We start from the raw sequence: 21,549 nt of genomic DNA, 5'->3' as shown, positions 1-21,549 counted from the left end.
CGCCGGTACAGCGGTCGTCCAGCCGGCACTCGCCACGATGATCGTGTGGTGCTCGACGCCCGCCACCCGTACGCGGGCCTTCGCTATGCAGTTCTTCCTCGCCAACCTCGGCCTCGGCATCGGCGGGCTCATCGGCGGTCAACTCGTCGACGAGAGCCGGCCCGGCAGCTTCCTGCTCCTCTTCGCCATCGAGGCCGTGATGTTCCTGGTGCTCGCCGGAATCGGCGCGAGTGTCCGGCTGCCGCGCGCCCCTGTCATCCCCGGCGCCATGCCGCAGGACGACGCCGCTCCCAAGGGCGGACTGCGGGCGCTGCTCAGGCACCGGGCGATGGTGCAGCTGTGCGGGCTCGGGTTCGTACTCTTCTTCGCCTGCTACGGGCAGTTCGAGTCGGGGCTCGCCGCGTACGGCACCGAGGCGGCCGGGATCCAGCCGTCCACGCTCGGCATTGCGCTCGCGGCGAACACCGCCGTCATCGTGCTCGCACAGTTCGTGGTGCTGCGGCTGGTCGAGCGCCACCGGCGTTCACGCGTCATCGCGCTCGTCGGGCTGATCTGGACCGTCGCGTGGATCGTGGCGGGTTACGCCGGGCTCGGGCACGGCAGCCAGACGATGGCCACGGCCGCGTTCGTGTCGACGTACGCGCTGTTCGGGCTCGGCGAGGCGATGCTGTCGCCGACCGTCGCGCCGCTGGTGGCCGACCTGGCGCCGGAGTCGATGATCGGGCAGTACAACTCGGCCTTCGCGCTGGTGAAGCAGCTCGCCCTGGCCGTCGGGCCGGCGGTGGGCGGGCCGATGGGCGCGTCGCTGCACGCGCCGTACATCCTCACCTTCGTCCTCTTCTCGCTGGGCATCAGCGTGCTGGCGCTGCGGCTCGGCAAGCAGCTGACCCCGGCGCAGGACAAGCCGCTTCCGGCCAGGTCGCGGGTCGTCGCCTCCGGGGCGCCCCAGAAGGATCTCGCTCCGGCCGGCTGAGCCGTCAGAGCGTCGGCAGCGCGGCGGCAGGGCTTAGCCTCGCCGTTTCGGTTGGGGTGCGGCTGAGGGGTTGGGTAGAAGCGCAAAAGTGCCTTCCTGAGCTGGGACGATGGACCTTGTCTAGGGGTTCTGTCGTCGCCAGAGGAAGGCACTTTCTGCGTGAAGGATATCGGTTCACGGCCCCGGCTTGTGGTGTCCACCGACGGGTCGGGGGTGGTCGGGCACGCCGGAGCACGTTTGCTGGCGGACCTCGCCGAAGCGACCAGGCTGACGGCGGCCTATTCCACCGTGCTCCGGCCGCTTCGGCCGCGCGGCACCGGCCATGACCCAGGCCGGATCGCCACCGATCTCGCAGTGATGCTCGCCGACGGCGGCGAGGCGATCGCGGATCTGGCCGTTCTGCGGGACCAGCGCGAGGTGTTCGGACCGGTAGCCTCCACCCCGACGGCTTGGCGGCTGCTGGCCGCCGTCGACGAACGCATACTGGACCGCCTGCGGTCGGCCCGCGCCGCAGCCCGGGAGGTGGCCTGGCTACAGGCCGCCGAGACCCGCACCGCGATACCCGCAGTGAAGGCCGGCGGACGCGAACTGCCCGGCCTGGTCCTGGACCTCGACGCCACGCTGGTCACCTGCCACTCCGAGAAAGACCAGGCCGCACCCACCTACAAAGGCGGCTTCGGGTTCCACCCGTTGCTGTGTTTCCTGGCCAACACCGGCGAGGCGATGTCCGGGCTGCTCCGGCCTGGCAACGCCGGAGCCAACACCGCCGCCGATCACATCACCGTGCTCGACCAGGCCCTCGCGCAGATCCCCGACGCCCACCGGCACGGCACCGACATCCTGGTCCGCACCGACAGCGCGGGCAGCGCAAAGGCGTTCCTCACGCATCTACGCGCCTTGCGTGACAACGGCCTTCACCTGCGTTTCTCGGTCGGATACGCCGTCACCGCACCGGTCCGCCGCGCGATCCGCGCCCTGCCCGAACAGGTCTGGCACCCCGCCCTGGACGCCGACGGGACCCTGCGTGAGTCCGCCGAGGTCGCAGAGCTGACCGGCATGGTCGACCTGAACGGCTACCCGGCCGGCACCCGCATCATCGTGCGCCGCGAACGCCCGCACCCCGGCGCCCAGCTGTCCCTGTTCGACAGTGACGAGGGCCTGCGGCACCAGGTCTTCCTCACCGACACCCCGTACTCCGGCGGCGGCTCGGCCCAGTTCCTGGAGATCCGCCACCGCGGACACGCCACCGTCGAGGACCACATCCGGTGCGGCAAGACCACCGGCTTCGGACGCTTCCCATCCCGCCTGTTCTCCGTCAACGCCGCCTGGCTCGAGCTCAGCCTCGCGGCCATCGACCTTCTGGCCTGGACCCGCGTCCTGCTGCTGGATGGCGAGCTGGCTATCGCCGAACCCAAGAAACTCCGCTACCGGATCCTGCACGTCGCTGCCCGTCTCACCCGCGGCGGCCGTCGCCTCCACCTGCGGATCGCAGCAACCTGGCCCTGGCGACACCAACTCGCCGCCGCCTTCCACCGTCTGGCCGCCCTACCCCGCCCCGCCAACTGACCAGCCGCCCCGGCCACCTACGACACGAAAGACCTTGGAGAACCCGACCAACGCGCCGGGTCCCCACCATGCCCACCGCCCGATACCACCTCGATCGACCCCACAGCGCCACCTCGTCACCCCAAGCGAAACAGCGAGGTTAGGCAGGGCGCCGTCAGGGCGTCGGCAGGGCGAATTCGCACCAGACGGCCTTGCCGCCGCCCGGCGTGCGGCGGCTGCCCCAGGACGAGGCGATCGTCGCGACGATCGAGATACCGCGGCCCGCCTCGTCCACCGGCTCGGCGCGGCGGCGGCGCGGCAGGTGGTCGTCGCCGTCCGTCACCTCGATGATCAGGCGGCGGTCGGTGCGGCGAAGACGCAGGCGCATGGGCGGGGTGCCGTGCTGGAGGGAGTTGGCCACCAGCTCGCTCGCCGCCAGTACGCCCAGGTCGCACAGCTCCACCGGGAAGCGCCACGAGGCGAGGACTCCGGTGGCGAAGGCGCGTGCGCGGGGGGCCGCCTCGATGCCGCCGAGCAGCTCCAGCGCCGCGTTGTGGAACAGCTCCGCGTCCGGTCCGGTGCGCGTGGGGTGCTGGAGGACCAGTACCGCCACGTCGTCGTCGTGGTCGGCGGTGACGCCCAGCGCGCGGATCAAGCGGTCGCAGACGATCTGCGGGGTTCCGGTGGCGCCGGACAGGGCGCGCTCCAGGGCTGCCACGCCCTCGTCGATGTCCTCGCGGCGCCGTTCGACGAGACCGTCCGTATAGAGGACAGCCGTCGAGCCCGGCGGGAGGGCGATCGTGCCCGAGGTGTGCATCCAGCCACCGGTGCCGAGCGGAGGGCCCGTGTGGTCCTCGGCGCGGCGGACCGTGCCGTCCTGGTCGCGGACGAGGATCGGGAGGTGACCGGCGGAGGCGTAGACGAGCCGGCCCTCGTTGGGGTCGTGGACTGCGTACGCGCAGGTGGCGATCTGGCTGGCGTCGATCTCGGCGGCGAGGCCGTCGAGCAGCTGGAGGACCTCGTGGGGCGGGAGGTCGAGGCGGGCGTACGCGCGGACCGCCGTGCGGAGCTGGCCCATGACGGCGGCGGCGCGGACACCGCGGCCCATGACGTCACCGATGACCAGGGCCGTGCGCCCCGCGCCGAGGGTGATGACGTCGTACCAGTCGCCGCCGACCGCCGCGTCCGTGCCGCCCGGCTGGTAGGTGGCGGCGATGCGCAGGTCGTCGGGCTGCTCCAGCTCCTGCGGGAGCAGCGACCGCTGGAGGGTCACGGCCGTCTCGCGCAGGCGGCGCTCGCTGGCGCGCAGGCGCTCGGCGGCTTCCGCGTGGTCGGTGACGTCCGCGGCGAAGACGAGGACGCCGCCCTCACCACCGCCGGCCGCGAGGTCGATCGGCGTGCAGGTGATGGTGTACGAGCCGCCCTTGGGGACCTTGCGGGACTTGACCGTGCGGGGTGTGCCGCTGCGCAGGACCTGGTCCATGAGCGGGAGCAGGCCGAGCTCGTCCAGCTCGGGGAGGGCGACGGCGGCGGGTTCACCGGTCTCGCGGGGGCCGAAGGCGGCGGCATAGGCGTCGTTGACGTACGCGACGCGGTGCTCGGGGCCGTACACCAGGGCTACGAGGGCGGGCAGCCGGCCGAGGATCTCGCGGACGGAGAGGTGGTCGGTCAGGGCCTGCGGGGAGCCCGGGGTGTGCAGGGGTGCGTCGCCCGGCGCGTCCGGGTCGTCCGACCCGTGCTCGGACGGCCGGCCGTACTCAACGCGGGCCGCCGGGACGGAACCGCGGTCGGTCCGCGCTGCGGCGCGGCGCTGCGTTCCGGGGAGACGGGCGCTCCAGCGCGTGAAGTTCACTGACTTTCAAGCCTCATGGTGTCGCGTTGCGTTGTGTGGCGTCGCTGCCGCTGTTGTCTTGTGGGAGCTGGGTCCTGCGGGGAGAAGCTGCCGTCACCGTTACAGAGGGTCACTCCGCGCAGGTGTGGGCCAGCCTATGGTCACACGCCCAGTGTGACCGACCGCACTGACAGTCGTCACTTGTTCTTGGGCGGCTCGCCGCCCGCGGCCAGTTCGAACTCGGCCCGGGGGTGCTCCAGGGAGCCGAGTGAAACGATCTCGCGTTTGAAGAGTCCGGCGAGCGTCCATTCGGCGAGGACACGGGCCTTGCGGTTGAAGGTCGGCACCCGGCTGAGGTGGTACGTGCGGTGCATCAGCCAGGCGGGGTAGCCCTTGAGCTTGCGGCCGTAGACGTGTGCGACGCCCTTGTGGAGGCCGAGCGAGGCGACCGAACCGGCGTACTTGTGCTCGTAGTTCTTGAGCGGTTCGCCGCGCAGGGAGGCGAGGACGTTCTCGGCGAGGACCTTGGCCTGGCGTACGGCGTGCTGGGCGTTGGGCGCGCACTCCCGGCCCTTCTCGTCCGCGGTGAGGTCGGGCACGGCCGCCGCGTCCCCGGCGGCCCAGGCGTGGTCCGTTCCTTCGATCGTGAGCCGGGCGGTGGCGGTGAGGCGGCCGCGTTCGTTCAGCGGCAGGTCGCTCGCGGCGAGAACGGGGTGCGGTTTGACGCCCGCGGTCCACACGACGGTGCGGGTGGGGAAGCGCGAGCCGTCGCTGAGGACGGCCACGCGGTCCGCGCAGGAGTCGAGACGGGTCTCCAGGCGTACGTCGATATTGCGGCTGCGCAGTTCACGGATCGCGTACTTGCCCATTTCCTCGCCGACCTCGGGGAGGATACGTCCCGTCGCTTCGACGAGGATCCACTTCATGTCCTCGGGCTTGACGTTGTGGTAGTAGCGGGCGGCGTAGCGGGCCATGTCCTCCAGCTCGCCGAGCGCCTCCACGCCCGCGTATCCGCCGCCGACGAAGACGAAGGTCAGGGCGGCGTCACGGACGGCCGGGTCGCGGGTGGCGGACGCGATGTCCATCTGCTCGATGACGTGGTTGCGCAGGCCGATGGCCTCTTCGACGGTCTTGAAGCCGATGGCGTAGTCGGCGAGACCGGGGATGGGCAGGGTGCGCGAGACGGAGCCGGGCGCGAGGACGAGTTCGTCGTACGTGATCTCGATGCCGCCGGTGCCCTCCTCCTCGGTGGCGAGGGTCGTGACGGTCGCGGTGCGCTTGGCGTGGTCGATGGACTCGGCCTCGCCGATGACGATCTTGCACTTGTCCAGGACCCGGCGGAGCGGGACCACGACGTGACGCGGGGAGATGGAGCCGGCCGCCGCTTCGGGCAGGAACGGCTGATAAGTCATATAGGGATCAGGAGTCACCACAATGACCTCGGCCTCGCCGCTTCTCAGCTTCCGCTGGAGGTGCAGCGCGGTGTACATCCCGACGTAGCCGCCGCCGACAACGAGAATGCGCGCAGGTTCTGTCACTGTCCCATGACGCAACGGCCGCAGGAGTTTGTCCACAGGCCCGGCAGATTGTGTGACCGGAGGTCATACGTGGCGTGGGGTGCGGCAATCCCTGCCCGGCTCGGAAGGTTCGCAGGTCAGGGCGCGGGGAGGGGGTGGGAACAGTGGCCGAATCAGGAAGGTTTTGGTCGATACTCCGATCGGGCGGGCGCTCCGTGCGGAACTACCCCCTTCTGAATCTACGCGCGCTCAACTATGTTCGTATCTCGTCGGGGCGGCCGGGTCTGCGGTCCCGGCCGACTATCAGGGCGGGGAGTCTCCGGGGGGAGACATCATTACCGGGGGAACGCTGATGCACATTCAGGACTCTCATTGGCAGACAGCCGTCGCATCCGACGGCCACGGGCGCGCGGGTGCGGGAGGCTCTCGCTCCGCGCCGCTGCGTGTGGACGCACAGCGCAATCTTGAGCATGTACTGCGGGCCGCTCGCGAGGTGTTCGGCGAGCTGGGCTACGGGGCGCCGATGGAGGACGTGGCGCGACGGGCCAGGGTCGGGGTCGGGACGGTGTACCGCCGCTTCCCGAGCAAGGACGTACTGGTCCGCCGAATAGCCGAGGAGGAGACCTCCCGGCTGACGGATCAGGCGCGCGCGGCCCTCGGGCAGGAGGACGAGCCGTGGTCCGCTCTGTCCCGTTTCCTGCGTACGTCGGTGGCGTCCGGCGCGGGCCGGCTGCTGCCGCCGCAGGTGCTGCGGGTGGGCGTGGACGCCGGCGAGGCCGACCGTGACGGCGGCGGAGATCCCCAGGGGCAGGGCGAGGTACGGGTGCCGCAGCAGCGGCAGGCCGTGGGTCCGGCGGGGGCGGCTCCGGGTGCGTCCGGTCCGGTTGGGTCTGGTCCGGTCGGGTCCGGTTCGGTCGGGTCGGGTGCGGTCGCGGGTTCTGCGGGACGGGAGCTGCGGCTGGTCGGGCAGCGGCCCGGGGGCGCCGGCTCCGACGTCCTGGAGAGCGACGACGCGGGTGCGTCGGAGCTGCTGGAGGTCGTGGGGCGGCTGGTGGACCGGGCGCGAGCGTCCGGTGAGCTGCGCGGCGACGTGACGGTGGCCGACGTACTGCTGGTGATCGCCACGGCGGCGCCCTCGCTGCCGGACGCGGCCCAGCAGGCGGCGGCTTCGGCCCGGCTGCTGGACATCCTGCTGGAGGGGCTGCGCTCCAGGCCCGCGTAGGTCCGTGGGGCGCTGTACGCGGCATCGTCGCGTACGGCTCTGTGTCGTGCGGCGTTGTGTGTCGTGCGGCCGTGTCCGTCGGCCCGCTTGTCCGCCGTGTGGCGGACGGGCGGGTCTGCCGGTTTCCCGGGGCGCGGGGCTGAGCCGGCCGGCCCGGTGAAGCCCTGGAATCTTCCCCGTTCGGGTGAACAATAGTGCTCCTATACGGAAAAACTCCCCGGATGAGTGGTTGCCCGTTCGGAGCCATGGGCCGTGCTTCGCGCTGTGGGATTCTTGGCCGGTATTTCCGGTCCGAGGATGCTTACGGGGGGCTTCCGCTATGGGTGTTGAGGGGCGCGACGAGCCGCTCGACCGTGTCGGTACGGAGCCCAACGGCTCCACGGACGAAGACCTGGGCGGCACCGTGCTCCCCGGGCCGTGGCCGGCCGTGGAGCGCGACGACTGGAGCGTCCCTTCGCAGCGCGAGGGCAGGGGCGGCGGCAGGAGCCGGAGCGGCGGCCTCCCGTCGCAGACGCCGACGTCCGACGTCGCGCTGGTCCAGCGGATGCGCGGTGGCGACGACAGTGCGTACGAGGAGCTGTTCCGGCGTCACTCCGACGCAGTCCGCCGGTACGCCCGTACCTGTTGCCGCGACGCGCACACCGCCGACGACCTGACGGCCGAGGTCTTCGCCCGCACGCTCCAGGCCGTGCGCGGAGGCTCTGGACCCGAGTACGCCGTACGGGCGTATCTGCTGACCACGGTACGGCGGGTGGCCGCGACCTGGACGAAGACCGCCAGGCGCGAACACCTCGTCGAGGACTTCGCCCTCTTCGCGGCGCAGTCCGCCCGTTCGGCGGACGCGTCGGACGACGACACGCTGGAACTGGGTGCCGACGTACGGGCCATGCACGAGGCCGAGCAGACGCTCGCCATGCAGGCGTTTCGCAGCCTGCCCGAACGCTGGCAGGCCGTGCTGTGGCACACCGCGGTCGAGGAGGAGTCGCCGAGCGAGGTGGCGCCGCTGTTCGGGCTCACCGCCAACGCCACGGCGGTGCTGGCGAGCCGGGCACGGGAGGGCCTCAAGCAGGCTTACCTCCAGGCGCACGTGAGTACGGCGCTGACGGCGGGCGGCGACTGCGCCCGGTACGCCGACCGGCTCGGCGCGTATGCCAGGGGCGGGCTGCGGATGCGGGCCGAGCGCGGGCTGCGCAAGCATCTGGAGGAGTGCGCGAAGTGCCGGGTGGCGGCCGGTGAGCTGAGCGATGTCAACGCCGGGATTCCGGCGCTGCTTCCGGTCGCGGTCATCGGCTGGTTCGCCGCCGGGTACGCGGTCAAGGGCGCCGGCCTGGTGGCGGGCGGTGTCGCGGGCGCGGCCGGTGCGGCCGGCGCGGGGGCCGCCGCGGCGGCCGGCGGGGGTTCGAGTGCGGCCGGGGGCGCGGCGGGAGCGGCCGGGGGCGAGGCGATCGGCGCCCCGGCCAAGATCGCGATCGGTGCGGCGGTGACCGCGGCGGTGGCGGCGGGGGTGGTGTTCGCGCTCGCCGGTGAGGAGGCGAAACCCCGTCCGGAGCCGGTGCCGGTGGCCAAGCCGCCGGTGTCACGGCCCGTCCTGCCGCAGCCGCCGAGCCCGCAGCCGTCCGCGCCGCCGGCCGCGAAGCCGCCCGCGCCCGCGCCGCCGGAGCCGTCCCCCACGCCTCCGCCCGCCCCGAAGCCGACTCCCACGCCGACGCCCACGCCGACGCCCACGAAGGCGGAGCCTTCGCCCGTGCCGAAGCCGCCCGCTCCCGAGCCCCCGCCACCGGAGTCCACGCCGTCCCCGAAGCCGACTCCTCCTCCCGCACCGCCGCCCGCTCCGGTCGTCTATCAGGTCAACACGCTGGAGTACGGGACGTTCGGCGACCACACCGAGCCCGAAGTGCGGCTCGCCGAGAGCAGTTGGCTGTGGCAGCGCTACGGCATGTCGATCGGCGGTGAACGGTACGGGAACGGTGTGACGATGCACGCGAGGTCGTCCGTCACCATCGACCTCAACCGAGCGTGCACCACCTATGACGCGCTGGTCGGCATCGACGACATGACGATGGGGCTGGGAGCGGCACGGTTCTCGCTGTACTGGGACGGGGCGCTGCTGTGGCGGTCGGGGCTGGTGCGGGGCAACGACTCCGCCGTACCGGTGCGGGCGGGCATCGCGGGGCGTGAGTCAATCCGGCTCGTGGTGGAACCGGAGCATCCGCACGAGTCGGTGGCGCTGGCGGACTGGGCCCGGTCGCGGATCAGCTGCGGGGGGTGACACCGCTCCCCAGGCGCCGGAGCGTACTTCTCTCAAAGGGCCCGGCGCTGGGGGACTCCGCCCGCGACCGCGCGTTGACGGGGCGCCGCCGTGCCCGTCCAGCATGTCCCGCGGCGGGAGACGAGGCGGCGCAGCCACAGTTCCGTGGAGACCAGGTCGGCCAGGCCGTCCAGCGGCACCGGCTCGCCCTCTGCCGCCGCGCGCAGGGCCTTGCGTACGACGCGGGCCTCGATCAGGCCCGCGTCGGCCAGCAGCGGTGCGTCGAACAGGGCGATCAGGTCGCCGACCGCGGCACGCAGGCCGGCCCGGGCTGCCGCCGCCGACGAAGCGTGGGACGTGGCGCCCCAGCCCGGCGGCAGGTCCTTGATGCCCGCCCCGGACAGGACCGCGCGCAGGATTGCCGCGCGGGCGCCCGGCTGCACCCGCAGGGCTTCGGGGAGCGCGCGGGAGGCCCGTACGACCTGGTTGTCGAGGAACGGGGCGTGCAGGCGCTGACTGCGTACCTCCGCCGCCTGTTCGAAGACCCGGTGGTCGGCCGCCGCTCGCGCCAGGGCGGCCCGTGCGCGTGCTTCGCCCGGCCTCAGCACCGACGACGGCCTGGTGGCCGACGCCTGGAGGCGAACCGATACTTCAGCCAGAGCCTCCCCGGTCAGCCAGCGCGCCGCGGGCCCCGGTCTCGTCCAAGCGAGGGCGGCGAGCGAGGCGTCGAGGGCGCCGGCCGTTCCGCTGCCCGTACCCCAGGAGCCCGGCTCGTCGAAGCGGCCGTCCATGAGGCGGGCCGCCGCCTCCTCGATGCCCGCGCGGTACGGCGTACGGGCGAGACGCCGTGCGGCGCGGTAGACGGTGAGCGGGACGAGGAGCGAGTGGGCCGAGCCCTCGACCTTGGCGAGGGCGGCGACCGGGCGCAGCAGGTCGCGCCGTCTGCGGTCCATCAGGAGGTCGGCGAGGCGCGCCGGGTGGGCGTCCAGGACCTGGCGGGCTCCGTGCCCCGTGAAGTGGTCGGCGCTGCCCGCCGCGAGGCGCCGGCGGTGGCGCTCGGCCGTGACCAGGGACGGGCCCGGCTCGTCGGTGAGCGGTCCGCTGCCGAGGTCCGCGTACGGCAGGGCTTCCGCTCCGGCGGCGACGACGACGTGGTGCAGACGGGGATTGGCGGCGATCGCCCCGGCCCGCTGCAACTCCGCCTCACCGCCGGGGCCTTCGGCGGTGAGGTCGTTGAAGGTGACGGCGAGCAGCCGCTCCCCCGCGCCCGTGCCGTGGCCAAGGACCGTGCCGGGAAGCCCCGGCAGGCCCGCCGCGAGCAGGGCGAGCGTCGCCGACGCGCTGCCGCCCGAGAGGTCGGCGCCGATGCCGGGGACGGGCGCGCCACGCGCCGCCCGGCGGTCGGCGGGCCCCATGCCTGGGACGGGCCCCGGGTCGGGCGGAGCCGTCTCGGGGGCGTGGCGCGGTGCGGTGAGTCTGGCCCGTACCGCCTCGACGAGGGCCTCGCGGACACCGTCGACGGCCCGCTCCGGGTCGAGTTGGGGCGCGGCCACGGCGAGGGAGGCCACCGGCTCGTACCCCGTGATCTCGCGCGAGCCCTCGCGCAGGACCAGCGCGTGCCCCGGCGGAATGCGCCGCACGCCCGCGTACGGGGTGCCGTCGCGCAACGCCTCCGGTACGTCCGGACAGGCGAGGAGCGCCGCGAGGTGGCCGATGTCGAGCTGTGCCTCGATGAGGTCGGCGAGCGGGAGCGCGGCGGTGGCGTACGCGGTGCCATTGGCCCAGGGCGTATAGAAAACCGGGCGGGCGCCTGCCAGGTCACCGACCACGGTGACCCGGCGGCCGACCTGGACGACGGCGGTGTAGCTGCCGGACCACGCGGTCAGGTGCCGCAGTGCGCCGCCGCGCGCCGCGAAGAGGCCGACGCGCAGTTCTTCGTCGGACGCGCCGCAGCAGCCGAGGACGGCGATGCGGGTGAAGGGGTCGACGCTGAGGGTGCGGACCTCGTCGGGGCGCCAGTCGCCGACGGCCCACAGGGGGTCGGGGTCGCCCCACAGGAGCTGCGAGCCGACGGGGTGCACGGTGAGGGACTCGTGGTCGGACGAATGGCCGGGTGAAGCGGCGGAGGGGGCAGAGGAACGAGCGGAGGAATGGGCGGAAGAAGGAGTCGCGCCGGCCGCGCGCGGCGCGCCGACCGCTCCCACTGTCCCGAAGCTCGCGGCGACACTGCTCCACCCCACCAACCACCGCATCGCCGCCTCCACAGCCTGTGGGCAACCAAACGCACGTACCGAAGCGGCATCGGGAAAGTCCGAGAAGCGGCTTCGGGACCATGCTGCCACGACAACGGCACGCAGGAGGGGCTGAGGAAGGCGTACGGGCAAGTCAATGCGCCCGCCGTGCGCAGGACTTCGGCCGGTTTGGGCGACAGGCGCCATTCAGCCATTCTGCGAGCACGGCGGTACCACGAGCGGTCGAGGGGGAACGCACAGTCCGGGAGGCGCTGTTCGCCTCCCGGACCGGTCCGCCGCCCGCGGGGATGAAGACGGCGGTGTCCCCCAGCCCGCTGGATCCAGTGCAGCGGGCCGACCCACGCGACTCCCATGGAACGGCCGCGGCCGCCGGCCCGACGAGAGCGCAGGGCGGGCGCACGGCCACACACACGGAGCACGGGTGGAGGGCGGCCGTTCGTGTAACTACACGAATCTCGCCATACGGACCACCGCCCCTTAACGGTCGGGAGGCGGCGAACTACGCTGGGTTTACTGATGTTCTGAGCGGGCCGCATATTCCGGCTGGGCTGGCCGCGTGGTTGTGCGGGCGGTACGGCTGGAAATGTCCCCGCCGGACGGCCGTCTGTGTCGAGGGGTGGCGCATGTCCAGGGAGCAACGCGGGCCGAACGAAAAGCTCGGCACGGTTCTCGCCCTCGCGGGAATCAGCAATGCCGGCCTGGCGAGGCGGGTCAATGATCTGGGGTCGCAGCGCGGCCTGACACTTCGCTACGACAAGACGTCGGTGGCCAGGTGGGTGTCGAAGGGCATGGTGCCCCAGGGCGCCGCGCCCCATCTGATCGCCGCCGCCATCGGCGCCAAGCTCGGCCGCCCCGTGCCGCTGCACGAGATCGGCCTGGCGGACGCCGACCCCGCGCCGGAGGTCGGCCTGGCCTTCCCGCGCGACGTATCGGCGGCGGTGCGCTCGGCGACCGAGCTGTACCGGCTGGATCTGGCCGGCCGTCGGGCGGGCAGCGGCGGCATCTGGCAGTCGCTGGCGGGTTCGTTCGCGGTCAGCGCGTACGCCACGCCCGCGTCCCGTTGGCTGATAACACCCGCCGACTCGTCGGTCGCCCGGGACTCCACGGCGTCGGGCGAGTCGGCGGCGGACGCGACACCGCTGCGGGTGGGCCACGCGGATGTGGCCAAGCTGCGGGAGGCGGCGGAGGACGCGCGGCGCTGGGACTCCAAGTACGGCGGTGGGGACTGGCGTTCGTCGATGGTGCCGGAGTGCTTACGGGTTGACGCGGCGCCGCTACTCCTCGGCTCGTACAGCGACGACGTCGGCCGCTCGCTCTTCGGCGCGACCTCCGAACTGACCCGGCTGGCCGGCTGGATGGCCTTCGACACCGGGCAGCAGGAGGCCGCCCAGCGGTACTACATCCAGGCGTTGCGGCTGGCCCGGGCGGCGGCCGACGTGCCGCTGGGCGGCTACATCCTGGCGTCGATGTCGCTCCAGGCGACCTACCGCGGCTTCGCCGACGAGGGTGTGGACCTGGCGCAGGCGGCGCTGGAGCGGAACAGGGGGCTGGCCACCGCCCGCACCATGAGCTTCTTCCGGCTGGTGGAGGCGCGGGCGCACGCGAAGGCGGGCGACGCGCAGGCGGCCGGGGGCGCGCTGAAGGCGGCGGAGGGGTGGCTGGAGCGGGCGCGGGAGGGCGACCCGGACCCGACGTGGCTGGGCTTCTACTCGTACGACAGGTTCGCTGCCGACGCGGCGGAGTGCTACCGCGACCTGAAGGCGCCCCGGCAGGTGCGGCGCTTCACCGAGCAGGCGCTGTCGCGGCCGACGGAGGAGTTCGTACGCTCGCACGGGCTGCGGCTGGTGGTCTCCGCGGTCGCCGAGCTGGAGTCGGGGAACCTCGACGCGGCGTGCGCGGCGGGGACGCGGGCGGTGGAGGTCGCGGGGCGGATCTCGTCGGCGCGGACGACGGAGTACGTACGGGACCTGCTGCACCGGCTGGAGCCGTACGGCGACGAGCCGCGGGTCGCGGAGCTGCGCGAGCGGGCGCGGCCGCTGCTGGTGGCGCCGGCGTAGGGCGTGGGGCTTCGGCGTAGGGCGTGGGGCTTCGGCGTACGGCGTGGGGGCGTCGGCGTACGGCATCCGCGTCAGCGTGGGCGTAGGGCCTCGTGGGGATCGTTCCGCCGCTGGTTTGAAGGCGCTGTCAGTGGGTCAGTGCATCATCGGGAGTCCGGGGGCGCTTCCCCGGAGGACACGAACAGGGACACCGGCTCGGACAGCGACTCGGACTCGGCCGCGGTGGGAGGTGAAGCGATGCCGTACGACTGCGACGTACTCGTCATCGGGGCGGGGATCGTCGGCCTCTCGGCGGCGTACGCCGTCACGCGCTCCGCGCCCGGCACGCGCGTGACGGTGCTGGAGAAGGAGCGGGGCCCCGCCCTGCACCAGACCGGGCGCAACAGCGGCGTGATCCACAGCGGCGTCTACTACCGGCCGGGCTCGCTCAAGGCGCGGTACGCGGTGCGCGGCGCGGCGGAGATGATCAAGTTCTGTGCGGAGCACGACATCGCGCACGAGGTCACGGGCAAGCTGATCGTCGCGACCGGTCGCGAGGAGCTGCCGCGGCTGCACGCGCTGGTGCAGCGCGGGCGGGAGAACGGCATTCCGGTGCGGGAGCTCGGGCCGGCCCAGATCGAGGAATACGAACCGCACGTGCGCGGGCAGGCCGCGATCCAGGTCGCCACCACCGGCGTGTGCGACTTTGGCGCGGTCGCGGGGCAGCTCGCCGAGAGCCTGGTCGCGTCGGGCGCGGAGATCCGGTACGGCGCGGAGGTGACCGCCGTCGACCGGCGGCCGTGGGGTGTGGCGGTGCGTACGGAGGACGGGACGGTGGTGCGGGCGCGGGTCCTGGTGAACTGCGCGGGGCTGCACTGCGACCGGGTGGCGCGGCTGGCGGGCGACGACCCCGGTGTGCGGATCGTTCCGTTCCGTGGTGAGTTCTTCGAGCTCGCGCGCCCGGAGCTGGTGCGCGGTCTGGTCTATCCGGTGCCCGACCCGGCGTTCCCCTTCCTCGGGGTGCACCTCACGCGGGGCATCGACGGCGGCGTACACGTCGGGCCGAACGCGGTGCCGGCGCTCGCGCGGGAGGGGTACGCCTGGTCCGCGATCCGGCCGCGCGAGCTGGCCGGGACGCTCGGCTGGCCGGGGTCCTGGCGGATAGCCCGGCGCCACTGGCGGTACGGGGCGGGAGAGCTGCACCGCTCACTGTCGAAGCGCGCGTTCACCGATGCCGTGCGGCGGCTGCTGCCGGAGGTCACGGAAGCGGACCTGCGGCCGGCGCCGGCGGGAGTGCGGGCGCAGGCGGTGCTGCGGGACGGGACGCTGGTGGACGACTTCCTGATCCAGGAGACCCCCCGCACGATCCACGTGCTGAACGCCCCGTCCCCGGCGGCCACGGCATCGCTCCCGATCGGGAGAGAAGTGGCGCGGCGGGCGCTGGGGGTTCTGGGGTCGGCGGCTTAGAGCGTCCGGGAGAGGGGGCCCTGCGGAGGTGCGGTGCCCTACGGGCCCGCGAGCCCGAGCGCGTGCGTGGTGGGTGGATGGAAGCAGCGGGTGACTCGGAACACAGTCGGGCACCCGCGGGCCCGGTCACCAGAGCCCGGGGCCGGCCGCTTCCGGCCGATCACGCTCCCCGAGGCCGCGGCCCGGCCACCGCGTCCCGGCGCGCCGTAGAATCGGGGCATTGTGTCTGAGTCCTCCAGCGTCCGCCCCGACGCCGCCCCCCACGTCTCCCCGTTCCACCGAGCCAAGGGCGAGCCCCGCTTCCCCGGCGGCCCCGCGCCCGACCCCGCCGGGTCGCACCACGAGCGGCGGATCCGCAGCTTCCAGCCTCGTCGCAGCCGGGTGACCACCGGGCAGGCCGAGGCGCTGGAGCGGCTGTGGCCGCAGTGGGGTCTGGACATCGACGGCCGCCGCGTCCTCGACCTCGACGAACTCTTCGGTGGCCGTGGCCTTCCCGTCGTACTGGAGATCGGCTTCGGGATGGGCGAGGCCACCGCCCGGATGGCCGCCGAGGACCCCGGCACCGGCATCCTCGCGGTCGACGTCCACACCCCCGGTCAGGGCAACCTGCTCGGTCTCGCCGAGCGCGCCGGCCTCACGAACGTCCGCGTCGCGAACGGCGACGCGATCATCCTGCTCCGCGAGATGCTGCCGCCCGCCTCGCTCGCCGGCCTGCGCGTCTACTTCCCCGACCCGTGGCCGAAGAAGCGCCACCACAAGCGGCGGCTGATCCAGCCCGAGTTCCTCGACCTCGTCGCGCCCCGCCTCGCCCCCGGGGCGATCGTGCACTGCGCGACCGACTGGGAGCCGTACGCCGAGCAGATGCTGGAAGTGCTCACCGCGCACCCCGACTTCGAGAACACCGTCCCGGACGGTGGCTACGTGTCCCGGCCCGCCTTCCGGCCGCTCACGCGATTCGAGGGTCAGGGCCTGGACAAGGGGCACGTCGTGCAGGACCTGCTCTTCCGCCGCCGGTAGGCGGTCAGGCCCACGAGCCGGTAGGCGGTCGGGTCCGTAAGCCGGTAGGCGGTCACCGGCCCCGGTGGGCGGTCAGGCCCGTAAGCAGCTCGACGGCCTGTTCGCCGGAGCCGCGCGGGTCTGTCCGCCGCCGGCCGCGCGCACAGGCCCCATCGCCAGTGTCAGTGGCCCTCGTTAGGGTCGACGGGTGTACCAGACGCCTCCGCACACCCGGCAGCACCCGGCGGTCCCGGACTGTGAGCACCAGCCGCAGTTCACCGCCGTACCGCCGCCTGCGCGCTGGCGCTACAAGCCGCGCCGGACCTGGTGGCGCACTAGGGCGGCGCGCGCGGGCGCGGTGGTCACCGTGCTGGCGCTCTGCGCCCTGGTGATCCTGGCGATCGTCCGCGACCAGACCGGCACGCACGGCTTCCTGGTCGGGCTGGGGCTCGCCGTGCTTCCGGTGCCGCTCCTCGTCGCCGCGTTCCGCTGGCTGGACCGGGTGGAGCCCGAACCCTGGCGGAACCTCGTCTTCGCCTTCGCCTGGGGCGCGTTCGCCGCCGCCCTCGTCGCGATCATCGCGAACAGTTTCGCCACCCGCTGGATAGCCACGGCCACCGCCGATCCGGCGGCGGCCGAATCCCTCGGCGCGACGGTGATAGCCCCGGTCGTCGAGGAGAGCGCGAAGGCGGCGGCGATACTGCTGATCTTCCTCTTCCGGAGACGGGACTTCACCGGACTCGTCGACGGGGTGGTGGTCGCCGGGTTCACCGCGACCGGCTTCGCCTTCACCGAGAACATCCTCTACCTCGGCAACGCCTTCGGCGAGGACCAGGACGCGGGCGCCTCCGGCCTCGCCTCGGTGACCGCGGCGACCTTCTTCGTACGCATCGTGATGTCCCCGTTCGCGCACCCCCTGTTCACCGTGCTGACGGGCATGGGCTTCGGCCTCGCCGCGGTCGCGCCGCCCCGCCGGAGGCGGTGGCGGCGCATCGCGCTGCCGCTGCTCGGCCTGGCGCTCGCGATGGCCATGCACGCCCTGTGGAACGGCTCGGCGGTTTTCGGGGGGTACGGCTTCTACCTGGTATACGCGGTCTTCATGGTCCCGGCCTTCGCGCTGGTGACCTGGCTGGCGGTCTGGACGCGCCAGCGTGAGCTGCGCACGATAGCCACCGAGCTGCCCGCCTACGCCGCCGCCGGCTGGCTGCTGGCCACGGAGCCGCTCGCCCTCTCCTCGATGCGGGCCCGTGCGCTGGCGCGCGGCGCGGCGGCCCGTACGTACGGAGGAGCCGCCGGAGGCCGCCCCGGCAGCAGGGCCGCGGGCCGGGCCGCCGCCCGGGCCGTCGCCGAGTACGAGACCTTCGCCACGTCCCTGGCCTTCCTGCGCCACCGCGCCGGTCGCGGCGCACTCGGCCCTGACTTCCCGGCCCGCGAGCAGGAGCTCCTGCACCACCTGTGGCAGCGCAGGGAGGTGGCCGGTCCGGCGCTGGAGTACGCGGCGCGGGCGGCGGGCCGGGTGCGCACTCCACCGCCATGGCCGCCACAGTGGCACCACCCGCCTCCGCAGCCCTCCTGGCAGCCGTACGGGTACGGATACGGGTACGGCCCGCCCCCTCACCAGGAGTACGCCGCGTACAACCCGTACCGGCAGCAGTAGCAGGAGAGCCATGAGCGGTGGCACGCGAAACGGCAGCCCCGGCACCGTGGCCGGGACTGCCGTGTCGTGAATCAGATGTCGGAGCGCGGAGACCTGGACCGGGGACCGGACCGGACTGCCCTCAGACCGAGAGGCCCTTGCCGCGCAGCCACGCGGCCGGGTCGACGCCCGCGCCGTCCGGCGTGTGCACTTCCATGTGCAGGTGCGCCCCGGTGACGTTGCCGGTGGCGCCCACGCGGCCGATGACGTCGCCCGTACCGACCTCGCCGGACGTGACGGTCATCGAGGAGAGGTGGCAGTACCAGATCTCCGTACCGTCCGAGAGCTCCAGGACGATGCGGTAGCCGTACGAACCCGACCAGCCCGCGGACTTGATCGTGCCGCCGTGCACGGCCTTGAGCGGCGTGCCCGTCGGAGCGGCGAAGTCGAGGCCGGTGTGCTGGCCGGAGGACCACATGGCGCCGGCCTGCCCGTACGTGGAGGTGAGCGTGTACGACGAGAGGGGCATCGAGTAGCTGGCGGCCAGCTTGGCGAGGCGCTCCTCCTCCGCCTTGCGCTCGGCCTCTTCCTCCGCCTGGCGCTTCTTCTCCTCGGCCTCGCGCTTCTCCTCGGCCGCCTTGGCCTCCGCCGCGGTCTGCTGCTGCTTCGCCTCGGCGGCGGCCTTCTCGGCGGCCTCCTTCTCGGCGGCCAGCTGCACCTCGGCGTCGGCGGCGGCCTGCTGCTGCTCGGCCTGCTGGAGGATGCGGGCGCGCAGGGCCTCGCCCGCGTCGGTGGTGCCCTGCCGCGCGTCGGCGGTGGTGACGCCGGCGGTGGTGAGCGGGGCGGCGGCGACGACCGCCTCACCCGTACCGGAGCCCGAATCCGAGGCGGATTCGGCGTCGTCGGACATCAAAGTGCCGACACCGGGTAGTGACTTGGCGTCGGGAAGCGAGTCCGCTATCGCGTCCGGAAGGGAGATCGAGATGGCCGGCTTGTCCTGGGCGGTGGCTATGCCTCCCGCGCCGACCGCGGCGATGACGCCGACGCCGAGAACGGTGGAGCTGCGACCGAGACCGCCGCGCTGCTTGGCGACTCGGTGACGACCGCGTACGGGCCGGACGGATTCCTCAGTCGGATTCCATTCTTCCCAGGCACCTTCCCCGCCGACGTACGTCTCGCTGTCGTGGGGCACCCCTTGAGGGGGCAGGGTGGCATGGGGCGCGGTCCTGTTTGACGCCACGGAGGCGTGCTCCTTTCCTTCCTTCTCGCCTACCGGGTTAGCTGACGGGTTCGGAGCAGGAAGGTCTCCTACGGGCCTCTTCGCGGACGAAGCGGCCCGATTCACCCCAAGGAACGTGGTTCCCCGGTTCCCTTGCGGAATTCGGCGCGTGCGCACGGTGCCGTCTCTTGCGACGACTGGGATGACCGCGCTGCGTTATCGAACGTTAATAGACACCGGCTCCGGTTTCCAAGCTGTTCCAACTGATCGTTAAGGGCCTTGGCCTGAACCAATCAGGACACAAACGGGCACAGCCGTACGAGTTGACCGCCCCTCAGGAAACATCCGTCTCATGACGGTTCGTCAATTGTTATGCGCAGGGGCATCTCGCGATCACCCACGGTCATGAGGCAGGTCGGACGGCTGACTTCGGCCCCATGGAGCCCCGCCTGCGCCGAACTCACCGCCGTACTGACCTGACTCGACGCTTCCGTCCCCGACGGCCAACACCTGCTCGCCCTCACCCTCGCCCTCGACGAGCGCGCGGTCGCCTTCACGGCTCCGCACGGCCGGAGCCCGCACTGGTCCGGCCGGCCACAAGACCTGCCCGCCTGACCAGGCTTACGGTCCTGCGGCGGTCCTGCTGCCCGTGTGCGGGCCGCCCGACCGCCAGCAGGGCCATGTCGTCCGTGGCGGCCCCCGACGTGTGCAGCCGTACGTCGGCCACCAGCGCCTCCAGCAGCTCGTCCGGGCAGGGGAAGATCCGGCCGCGCAGCCGCACGGCCGGATCGTAGAAGACACCGGAGGCGTTCCTGGCCTCGGACAGGCCGTCCGTGTAGAGCAGCAGCGTAGCGTGGCGCCCGGCGGGAACGCGTACTCCTGCGCCCGGTCCGGCCAGGCGCCCAGCTCGCCCATCCCCAGCGGCAGCGCGGCGTCGGCCGGCACGATCCGGGCCAGGTCGCCGTCGACGTACAGCAGCAGCGGTTCCGGATGGCCCCGGTTGACCAGCCGCACGACGCCCTCGCCGCGCGGGATCTCGGCCAGTACGGCCGTCGTGAAGCCCTCGAAGGCGTCCAGGCCGTCCCGCCGCGCGCCCTCCCGCGTGAGTGCCCGCTCCAGCCGCTGCGCGACCGCTTCCAGCGTGCGCTCCTGCTCGGCCGCCTCCCGGAACGCCCCGACGACGACGGCCACCGCCTCCACCGCGCCGAGCCCCTTCCCCCGTACGTCGCCGACCACCAGCCGCACCCCGGACGGCGTGTCCTGTACGGCGAAGAGGTCGCCGCCGATGAAGGCGTCCGCCTGAGCGGCCTCGTACCGCGCGGCGACGTGCAGTCTGGCGATCCGGTCGGCGGGTACGGGGAGAACGGCGCGCTGGGCCGCCTCGGCGATGGTGCGGGCGGAGGCGAGCCGACGGCCGCTGCGGCGTACGACGCGGTTGATGACGAGCGCGAGGAGCGCCACCGTGACCATCGTGATCAGCTCGGTCACGGACTCCACGTGCGTCGAGGTGCCGTTGTAGAGATGCAGCCCCACGACGGCGGCGGTTGCGACACCACCGGTCACCAGCGTGTTCAGGGGCGAGAAGAGCGGCGCGGCGATCAGCGGTGCGGCGGCGAAGAGCGGCGAGGCGGTGAAGTTCGGCGGCGTGGTGACGTCGAAGACGCACCCGCCGAAGATCAGCAGGGCGGGCAGCGCCCGGACGAACCGCGAGGCCGTGCCCGCGCCGCGCCCGCCGTCCGCTCCGCATCGCTTCCCCACCAGTGGTCTCCTGCCCGCCGCCACGCACCCGGCCGCGGACGGTACCGCGCCCAGCCCAGGCTGGCCGCAGCCGTGCCGCACGGCCATCGGAGACCGGCCGAATGGGGGACGGGGGCGGGGGACGGGCGGAACGGGGTGGACGGACCGCACGGACGACGGGCGGTCCGCGCGGGGGGCGGGCGGAGGGCGGCGCTTCCCCGGCCCCGCACACGACGAAGGCCCGGATCTCTTCCGAGATCCGGGCCTTCGTTTTCTTCTTCAGTAGCGGGGACAGGATTTGAACCTGCGACCTCTGGGTTATGAGCCCAGCGAGCTACCGAGCTGCTCCACCCCGCGTCGTTGAACCCAACTGTACGCCATTGGGGAGGGGCCCTCGACCACTTGTCGTGGTCACTCGGCGATCTCGGTCCGTTCCCACCACTCGTACACCGTCACACGGCCCTGGTCGGTGTCCTGATGCTTCGTCGTGACCTTGAAGTGTTCGTAACCGCCGCGGTGCGGGATCTTCAGTTCCTGCCCGGGCGGCGTGATCCGAACGATCCGCTCGGGCAGATCGTCCGGACCGCCCTCAAGAAGCGCCTTTTCAGTCATGGCCCCAGTCTTGCCACACACCGCCGCCCGCGCACGTCGGCACCGCGGCCCGCGCACTTCGGCACCGCCGCCCGCGAACACGAAAACGCCCCGACCGGAGAAGCCCGGACGGGGCGTTGACGTGCGGTTCGGCCGGGATGTCCCGGACGCCCCGCGTCGGTAGGCCGTGTGGGACTCGAACCCACAACCAACGGATTAAAAGTCCGCTGCTCTGCCAATTGAGCTAACGGCCCTCAACGGATCACCCCCGAGCATAGC

General features: G+C 72.8%; 13 protein-coding genes, 2 tRNA genes, 1 pseudogene and 1 riboswitch (1 of these 17 cut by a window edge). Of the genes and pseudogenes, 8 read left to right on the top strand and 8 right to left on the bottom strand.

Annotated elements, in window-relative coordinates; translation table 11 throughout:
- On the top strand, positions 1-973 hold the 3' portion of the coding sequence (locus AS594_RS18645) for an MFS transporter (protein ID WP_069928118.1). The gene continues 320 nt to the left of window position 1, outside the view; 973 of the gene's 1,293 nt are visible here — the last part of the coding sequence; the start codon falls outside the window, past its left edge; its stop codon occupies positions 971-973.
- Positions 974-1,102: 129 nt separating this feature from the next.
- A complete protein-coding gene (locus tag AS594_RS18640; RefSeq protein ID WP_079144626.1) occupies positions 1,103-2,539 on the top strand; it encodes an IS1380 family transposase in 1,437 nt (478 codons plus the stop codon).
- A gap of 154 nt (positions 2,540-2,693) precedes the next feature.
- Here AS594_RS18640 and AS594_RS18635 read toward each other — a convergent pair whose 3' ends face one another.
- Together AS594_RS18635 and AS594_RS18630 are read right to left on the bottom strand one after the other, a co-directional pair.
- Entirely contained in the window at positions 2,694-4,370 is a 1,677-nt protein-coding gene (locus tag AS594_RS18635; RefSeq protein WP_069928117.1) for an ATP-binding SpoIIE family protein phosphatase, read from the bottom strand.
- Between the two features lie 176 nt (positions 4,371-4,546).
- The gene (locus AS594_RS18630) at positions 4,547-5,887 is read right to left on the bottom strand and encodes an NAD(P)/FAD-dependent oxidoreductase (protein WP_069932565.1); all 1,341 of its coding nucleotides are present in this window, start codon (positions 5,885-5,887) and stop codon (positions 4,547-4,549) included.
- Between the two features lie 331 nt (positions 5,888-6,218).
- Between AS594_RS18630 and AS594_RS18625 the strand changes: the two genes are divergently transcribed.
- Positions 6,219-7,088, top strand: coding sequence for a TetR/AcrR family transcriptional regulator (locus AS594_RS18625; protein WP_069932566.1), 870 nt, complete (start codon positions 6,219-6,221; stop codon positions 7,086-7,088).
- 319 nt (positions 7,089-7,407) lie between these two features.
- Positions 7,408-9,357, top strand: coding sequence for a sigma-70 family RNA polymerase sigma factor (locus tag AS594_RS18620; RefSeq protein ID WP_069932567.1), 1,950 nt, complete (start codon positions 7,408-7,410; stop codon positions 9,355-9,357).
- Between the two features lie 32 nt (positions 9,358-9,389).
- Here the strand turns inward: AS594_RS18620 and AS594_RS18615 are convergent, their stop codons facing one another.
- Complete coding sequence (locus AS594_RS18615) at positions 9,390-11,588, bottom strand: asparagine synthase-related protein (RefSeq protein WP_069928113.1); 2,199 nt, start codon at positions 11,586-11,588, stop codon at positions 9,390-9,392.
- Between the two features lie 623 nt (positions 11,589-12,211).
- Between AS594_RS18615 and AS594_RS18610 the strand changes: the two genes are divergently transcribed.
- The 4 genes from AS594_RS18610 (at position 12,212) to AS594_RS18595 (ending at position 17,744) form a co-directional block, all read left to right on the top strand.
- Positions 12,212-13,645, top strand: a complete 1,434-nt coding sequence (locus tag AS594_RS18610) for an NsdA family TPR-like regulatory protein (protein ID WP_069928112.1) — start codon at positions 12,212-12,214, stop codon at positions 13,643-13,645.
- 237 nt (positions 13,646-13,882) lie between these two features.
- Complete coding sequence (lhgO, locus tag AS594_RS18605; protein WP_069932568.1) at positions 13,883-15,091, top strand: L-2-hydroxyglutarate oxidase; 1,209 nt, start codon at positions 13,883-13,885, stop codon at positions 15,089-15,091.
- Positions 15,092-15,313: 222 nt separating this feature from the next.
- Positions 15,314-16,108, top strand: coding sequence for a tRNA (guanosine(46)-N7)-methyltransferase TrmB (gene trmB, locus AS594_RS18600; protein ID WP_069932569.1), 795 nt, complete (start codon positions 15,314-15,316; stop codon positions 16,106-16,108).
- 187 nt (positions 16,109-16,295) lie between these two features.
- Complete coding sequence (locus tag AS594_RS18595) at positions 16,296-17,744, top strand: PrsW family intramembrane metalloprotease (protein ID WP_079148165.1); 1,449 nt, start codon at positions 16,296-16,298, stop codon at positions 17,742-17,744.
- Between the two features lie 121 nt (positions 17,745-17,865).
- On the opposite strand, the gene AS594_RS18590 is transcribed toward AS594_RS18595, so the two are convergent.
- The 5 genes and pseudogenes from AS594_RS18590 to AS594_RS18570 all read right to left on the bottom strand — a co-directional run bounded on the left by AS594_RS18590 (position 17,866) and on the right by AS594_RS18570 (position 21,524).
- A complete protein-coding gene (locus tag AS594_RS18590) occupies positions 17,866-18,963 on the bottom strand; it encodes a M23 family metallopeptidase (protein ID WP_069928110.1) in 1,098 nt (365 codons plus the stop codon).
- 11 nt (positions 18,964-18,974) lie between these two features.
- A riboswitch (cyclic di-AMP (ydaO/yuaA leader) is annotated at positions 18,975-19,120 on the bottom strand.
- A 375-nt stretch (positions 19,121-19,495) separates the two neighbouring features.
- Positions 19,496-20,787, bottom strand: a pseudogene (locus tag AS594_RS18585) (PP2C family protein-serine/threonine phosphatase).
- Between the two features lie 175 nt (positions 20,788-20,962).
- Positions 20,963-21,036: transfer RNA gene (locus AS594_RS18580), tRNA-Met, on the bottom strand.
- A gap of 54 nt (positions 21,037-21,090) precedes the next feature.
- Positions 21,091-21,291 carry a DUF5988 family protein gene (locus AS594_RS18575; RefSeq protein WP_069932570.1) on the bottom strand — a complete coding sequence of 67 codons (201 nt, stop codon included), beginning with the start codon at positions 21,289-21,291 and terminating at the stop codon, positions 21,091-21,093.
- Between the two features lie 160 nt (positions 21,292-21,451).
- Positions 21,452-21,524: transfer RNA gene (locus AS594_RS18570), tRNA-Lys, on the bottom strand.
- Positions 21,525-21,549 lie beyond the last annotated feature (25 nt).

This window comes from Streptomyces agglomeratus (assembly GCF_001746415.1).
Taxonomy (GTDB): Bacteria; Actinomycetota; Actinomycetes; order Streptomycetales; family Streptomycetaceae; genus Streptomyces; species Streptomyces agglomeratus.
This window is presented reverse-complemented; position numbering and strand designations above follow the sequence as displayed.

Bases quoted from the DNA above. Each gene is read 5' to 3' on its own strand.
- AS594_RS18625 (WP_069932566.1), top strand. From the start codon at position 6,219: ATGCACATTCAGGACTCTCATTGGCAGACAGCCGTCGCATCCGACGGC.
- AS594_RS18620 (WP_069932567.1), top strand. From the start codon at position 7,408: ATGGGTGTTGAGGGGCGCGACGAGCCGCTCGACCGTGTCGGTACGGAG.
- AS594_RS18615 (WP_069928113.1), bottom strand. From the start codon at position 11,588: ATGCGGTGGTTGGTGGGGTGGAGCAGTGTCGCCGCGAGCTTCGGGACA.
- AS594_RS18610 (WP_069928112.1), top strand. From the start codon at position 12,212: ATGTCCAGGGAGCAACGCGGGCCGAACGAAAAGCTCGGCACGGTTCTC.
- lhgO (WP_069932568.1), top strand. From the start codon at position 13,883: ATGCCGTACGACTGCGACGTACTCGTCATCGGGGCGGGGATCGTCGGC.
- AS594_RS18575 (WP_069932570.1), bottom strand. From the start codon at position 21,291: ATGACTGAAAAGGCGCTTCTTGAGGGCGGTCCGGACGATCTGCCCGAG.